Annotated in this window: 6 protein-coding genes and 1 pseudogene; 1 reads left to right on the top strand and 6 read right to left on the bottom strand. The window is 64.2% G+C overall.

The annotated features are described in order from the left end of the window. From ACI944_RS11655 to ACI944_RS11645, 3 genes are all read right to left on the bottom strand, one after another. The coding region (locus ACI944_RS11655; RefSeq protein ID WP_411719225.1) for a hypothetical protein at positions 1-439 on the bottom strand (439 nt) is incomplete at its 3' end. A gap of 40 nt (positions 440-479) precedes the next feature. Then, positions 480-1037 carry an FxLYD domain-containing protein gene (locus tag ACI944_RS11650; protein ID WP_411719224.1) on the bottom strand — a complete coding sequence of 186 codons (558 nt, stop codon included), beginning with the start codon at positions 1035-1037 and terminating at the stop codon, positions 480-482. A gap of 53 nt (positions 1038-1090) precedes the next feature. Further along, on the bottom strand, positions 1091-1486 hold the full coding sequence (locus ACI944_RS11645; RefSeq protein WP_411719223.1) for a zinc ribbon domain-containing protein: 396 nt from the start codon (positions 1484-1486) through the stop codon (positions 1091-1093). Positions 1487-1664: 178 nt separating this feature from the next. On the opposite strand from ACI944_RS11645, the gene ACI944_RS11640 reads away from it, so the two are divergent. Further along, complete coding sequence (locus ACI944_RS11640) at positions 1665-2615, top strand: S26 family signal peptidase (RefSeq protein WP_411719222.1); 951 nt, start codon at positions 1665-1667, stop codon at positions 2613-2615. A gap of 45 nt (positions 2616-2660) precedes the next feature. Here the strand turns inward: ACI944_RS11640 and phaC are convergent, their stop codons facing one another. The 3 genes and pseudogenes from phaC to ACI944_RS11625 form a co-directional block, all read right to left on the bottom strand. Further along, on the bottom strand, positions 2661-4070 hold the full coding sequence (phaC, locus tag ACI944_RS11635; protein ID WP_411719221.1) for a class III poly(R)-hydroxyalkanoic acid synthase subunit PhaC: 1410 nt from the start codon (positions 4068-4070) through the stop codon (positions 2661-2663). Continuing rightward, positions 4067-4612, bottom strand: a complete 546-nt coding sequence (locus ACI944_RS11630) for a poly(R)-hydroxyalkanoic acid synthase subunit PhaE (protein WP_411719220.1) — start codon at positions 4610-4612, stop codon at positions 4067-4069. Before ACI944_RS11630 ends, phaC begins: the two co-directional genes overlap by 4 nt. Positions 4613-4681: 69 nt before the next feature. After that, positions 4682-4981, bottom strand: a pseudogene (locus tag ACI944_RS11625) (hypothetical protein); the annotation flags it as partial.

Raw genomic sequence — 4981 nt, 5'->3', positions numbered from 1 at the left:
CCGACCCGGAGGCGAGCGCCGCGCCGACGAAGGCCGTCACGAACGTCAGCGCGACCCTGGTGAGCATGAGACCGAGGGCCGCTCCGGCGACGCCGGTGGCAACCGCCACGGGGTACCGGACGAGGCCACCGGCGGTGAAAAGTGGCGTGACAGCGTAGAGGCCGAGGTACGCGCCCACGACGAACGACGGGACCGCAGTCGCGACCGAGAGGGCGACGGACGCGAGGACGGCGCCCAACGCTCCGCCAGCGACGACAGCGGCCGCGAGTCCCACGACACCTCCGGCGCCGACGACACCCAACAGCTGCGGCGCGAGGACGTACCCCCCGGCGGCACCGATCAGGACGCCCAACAGGGCGGTCGCGTACACCGACAGCGCCGCGCCGAAGAGGACGAGCACGAGCCCTGCGAGCACGGCCCCGATATCGAGGACTTCCATACCCGCCTCTCGACAGCCATCCGAATAAGTGTGGAGGGCATCACCGCAGGCGATCGGGGGCTCCCGATCCCTCGACGGTCACCTCAACGTCGAACGTCTCGAAGGCCGAGAGGGTCTCCTCGGGCCCGAATCGGACAAAGAACTGGCGTTCGGCGCCTGCCCCGACATCTTCGAGTGCGACGGTGTCGCGCTCCAGCGCCGTCTCGGTGCCGTTATAAATTGTAACGCGGACCGAGACGGCGTCCGCAGGACCGTCGCCGACGTTTGTCACCGTTCCCGTGACAAGAACGGTTGCATTGTCGGTGCCGGCGTCATGGAGCGTTGCCTCGGCGTCGTGCTCGATGTCGGGGTCGTCAAACACTCCGAAGCCAATCAAAAATCCAGCGGTGCCGACCGAACAGAGCACGAGGAAGGCGATCCAGACCGCAGGGCCAGCGGCCGGCAGTCGCGCTCGAAGCGGGAGGATCGACAGCGCGAGCGCCCCGGCGACGAGCAGGGCGAGCCCCCCCCATGCCGAGTGCGCGAGGACGAACCCCGAGAAGACGACGGCGACAGCGCCGAGGGCCATTGCAAGCGCGTCGCCGTTCGTGAGTGCCATACCTGATTACGCCGGGGGAATGATAGAAAACGGTTGTGATGCGACGGAACGGCTTACACGACGGCGAACGCCGCGGCTCCGACGACGAACAGCGCCGCGGTCGCCACCGCTGTCGGACGAGCGCCGATCGGCCGACCGAGGCGTGACTCGATTGCGGCCTGAACCGGCGGGAGGACGAAGATGCCGGCGACGAGGAAAAACACCCCCGCGATGTCCGTCAGCGTCGCCAGCCCGGCCACGACGCCGAGGTAGCCGAGCGCGTACTGGAGCCGGGTTCGCAATGTGCCGTCTCCCGGCCCGGACCCACCTCCCCCGCTGGTCTGCCGGGCCCGCCGGTCGATGTACTCGCCGAGCCGCCGGCTGGCCTCCTCGTTTTGTGGGGTGGCACAGTTCGAACAGAAGTTGTCGGACTGGCCGAGGGTGGTTCCACAGTTTCGACACGACGGCATCGTTGATCGGCTTCGACTACTGCAAGCGTACTTATCAAGCTACAGTCCGCTTCAGCGTTCGAAACCGCGCCCCGGTTCCGGAGCGAACGCGTCTGGTTCCGAAAGCGCATTTTGCGGCGAGGGACGACTGTGTACGAACCCAGAACGTTCACGTTCGTCGCCCCGCTACGGGCGGGTAATGACAGATAGGCCGGACGAGCGTCGCCGCGACGACTCGTCCGACACGTCGCCCGAAGACCGTCATAAGACATCGGCCGACGAGCCCTCCGGTGCCCGTCGCGACGCGCCATCCGCCACCAAGGACCGAAACGGAGCGCCCGATGAGGCGGCGTCCCCCAGCGGCATTGTCGGCTGGTTCCGGCGGCTTCGCACCGCCGATTCAGGGGCGTTGATTTATGTTCGAGACGTGCTCACGAGTGTCGCGATCGTACTCGCGATCGGGCTGCTCCTGTTTACCATTAGCGGCGTCTGGCCGCCGATGGTGGCGGTCGAATCCGGCAGCATGGAGCCGAACATGGAACGCGGAGATCTGGTCTTCATCGTCGACAACGGCCGCTTCGTTCCAGAGGGGGCGGTCAACACCCCAGATGGATCGACAGGTGTCGTCCCGGCCGACGTGGCCGCCGAACGTGACCGGACGACGTTCGATCGCCCCGGCGACGTCATCGTCTTCCAACCCAACGGCAACGCCGGGCAGACGCCGATCATTCACCGCGCGATGTTGTGGGTCGAGGAGGGCGAAAACTGGTACGACCGGGCCGAACCCGGCGCCACCGGCGGCGCCGAGGACTGCGCGGCGTTGAATTACTGTCCGGCGCCCCACGCCGGGTTCGTTACGAAGGGTGACAACGAGGTGACGAACACGAACTATGACCAGGCATCGCGGCTCTCGGCGCCGGTCCGTCCGGGATGGATCGTCGGCACGGCCGAACTCCGGGTGCCATACCTCGGACACGTCAGGCTGCTCTTTTCCGGCGTGACGGTGTCGGCACCCGGGGCCGAAGCGGGAACGCTCGAAACTGGAGCGGACAAAGCCGAAACCACCGAACCCGGAACGAGCGAGGCCGGAATGAGCGACCCCGAAACAATCGATGCCAAAACGTCTGCCGTCGCAACGGTTGAAACCTGAAGAGTGTGGGCGCGGCGGTCGAAAAATAAAGACGAACGGGGAGCCTTACTCTGTCTGCGCGAGCCACTCTTCGGCCTGCGTGACGCTGACGTTCGCCACCTCGGCGATCGTCTCCGCGTCGGCGGCCCCCAGCGCGTCGACGGTGCCGAGTCCGGCGTCACTGAGGCGCTCGGCGTACGTCGGGCCGATCCCGGCGAGCGTTTCGACGCTCTCTGCGGACGCGTCGTCCTCGCTCTCGGCGTCTGGGTCGACCTCGCCGGTGTCGGTCCCGTTGGCCTCGGCGTCGGCCGAGAGGTCGTCGTCGATCTCGATCTGGACCGCATCGTCCGGAGACGCTTCGGTTGAGTCCGCCTCGGCCGGATCGGCGGGCGATTTCTCGAAGTACCACTCGGCGACCTCCGGCCAGACATCGCTGTGGCTCGAACTCGAAACCGCAAGCCCAATGTGGCCGGTCGGGTACTCGATGACCTCGGTGTCATCGCTACCGATGATGTCGTTGAACGGCTTGCTTGTCTCCGGCGGAATAAGATTGTCGTACTCGCCGACGATCTGCAGGACGGGCACGTCGATCTCCGTAACATCAACGTGCTCGCCACCGACATACATCTCGTTGTTGTAGAGTTTGTTCTCTTGATAGATGTCCTCAAGGAACTGGATGTACGTCTCGCCAGCAAGGTCGATACCCTCGTCAAGCCACCGTTCCATTCGGGCGAAGTTCTCGACGAAATCGTCGTTCTCGAGATTCTCGTAGAGACGGACGTACTTCGAAACGTAGTTCGCCACGGGGTCCATGAGCGCAAAGCCGATCTTGAGCATGTCTGCGGGAACGTTGCCGTAGACATCGACGACGTCTCGCGGGTCGTAGTGCTCCTCGTCGCCCCACAGTTCGAGGACGCCGCCGGTCTCCTGGAAACAGAGGCCCGCGGCCATCAGGCCGAGCGTTTGGACTTTTTCCCCATGGAAGGCGGTGTAGATCGACGTCATCCCCCCGCCCATACAGTAGCCGAGGATATTGATCTGATCGGCTCCGGAGCGCTCGCGGACGACATCGACGCAGTTGTCGATGTACCGGTTGACGTAGTCGTCGAGCGTGAGGTGTTGATCCATCCGCGAGGGTTCGTTCCAGTCGATGAGGTAGACGTCGTGGCCCGCCTCAAGCAGGCGGCGAACGACGCTTCGTCCCGGCTGGAGGTCGAGGATGAACGGCTTGTTGATCAGCGCGTAGACGATGAGAATCGGGGTCCCGTGGGGCTCGTCGACCTCGGGTTCGTAGTGGAGGAGTTCGAGCTTGTTCTCCTCGTAGACGACCTCGCTCGGGGTCTGTCCGACCTCGACGTTCTCGATCCGTTCGGCCTGTTCGCCCGCGATCGAGGCGCGGTCGACCGACTCGACGGTGGTATCGAGCAGTTCGCGCTGAAAGTTCAACGCCATCGAGAATGGGTTGTTGATGCTCATTCGAGTGCCTTGATGATTCGATCGAGTTTCTTTTCGACGCTGTGTTGGCGTCGCTCCAGTTCGATGATGCGCTCGCCGACTTCGTCGATGTCCGATTGGGTCGGCATCCCGAGCTGTTCGAGGGTATCCTCGCCCATCGCGTCGACCTCCTCGCGCATCTCCATCATCGAGTTGACCAACTGGCCGTTGGCAGCCGCGAAGGCGGAGGTACCCATGACCTCTTTGAACGCTTCGTTGGCGCTCTGCAGCCAGATGTCACGGAACTCCGTCATATCGACGTCCTCGCCTTCGGCGGCCGCGGTCGTCCGGCCGGACATCTCCTCGGCGGCGTTCATCCACACCTCGTAGGCGTCGCTGTACCCTTCAACGCCACTCGACAGAGCCTCTTCGTCCGGCACCGAGTCCTCCATCGCGTCGGCCCACGACTCCATGAACGCCGCGCTGGCCTCCATGTTCTGCTCCATCGATTGGGCGACCGCGTTGTTCATGTTCTCGACTAGTTCGTTCCACTCGGCCGGCATCTGCTTGTTAGTATCACTCATTGTTGGTATGTCCTCGGTTGGTCTACAAAAATCCGGTGCATTGTGTCTGTCATCTTGGGGTGTTCTCCGCTACTCGTCCGCGTCGAACTGGGTCGACTGGACGCGCTCGAGCATCTCCTCAACTTGGGTCCGGAACTGCTCGAGTTGGGTCTCGAACTGGTCGGTGAACGCCTCAGTCGGGGCGTCGAACCCCTCGGCAAAGTCACCGTCGCCGGACTCGAGTTGAGCCTGCAGTTCCTCGAACTGCGCCTCGGCCTCTTCGAAGGCCTCGAGCGTTTGGGTCTCGATTTGCTCGTGGGCCTCAAGCACCGCGTCGAGCTGATCGTTGAGCATCTCCAGGGAGTCGGCGGTCAGCTCCTCGTAGGCCTC

Source organism: Natronomonas sp., assembly GCF_046710025.1.
GTDB lineage: Archaea > Halobacteriota > Halobacteria > Halobacteriales > Haloarculaceae > Natronomonas.
Note: the sequence above shows the minus strand (reverse complement) of the source record. Positions and strands in the feature narration are given on the sequence as shown.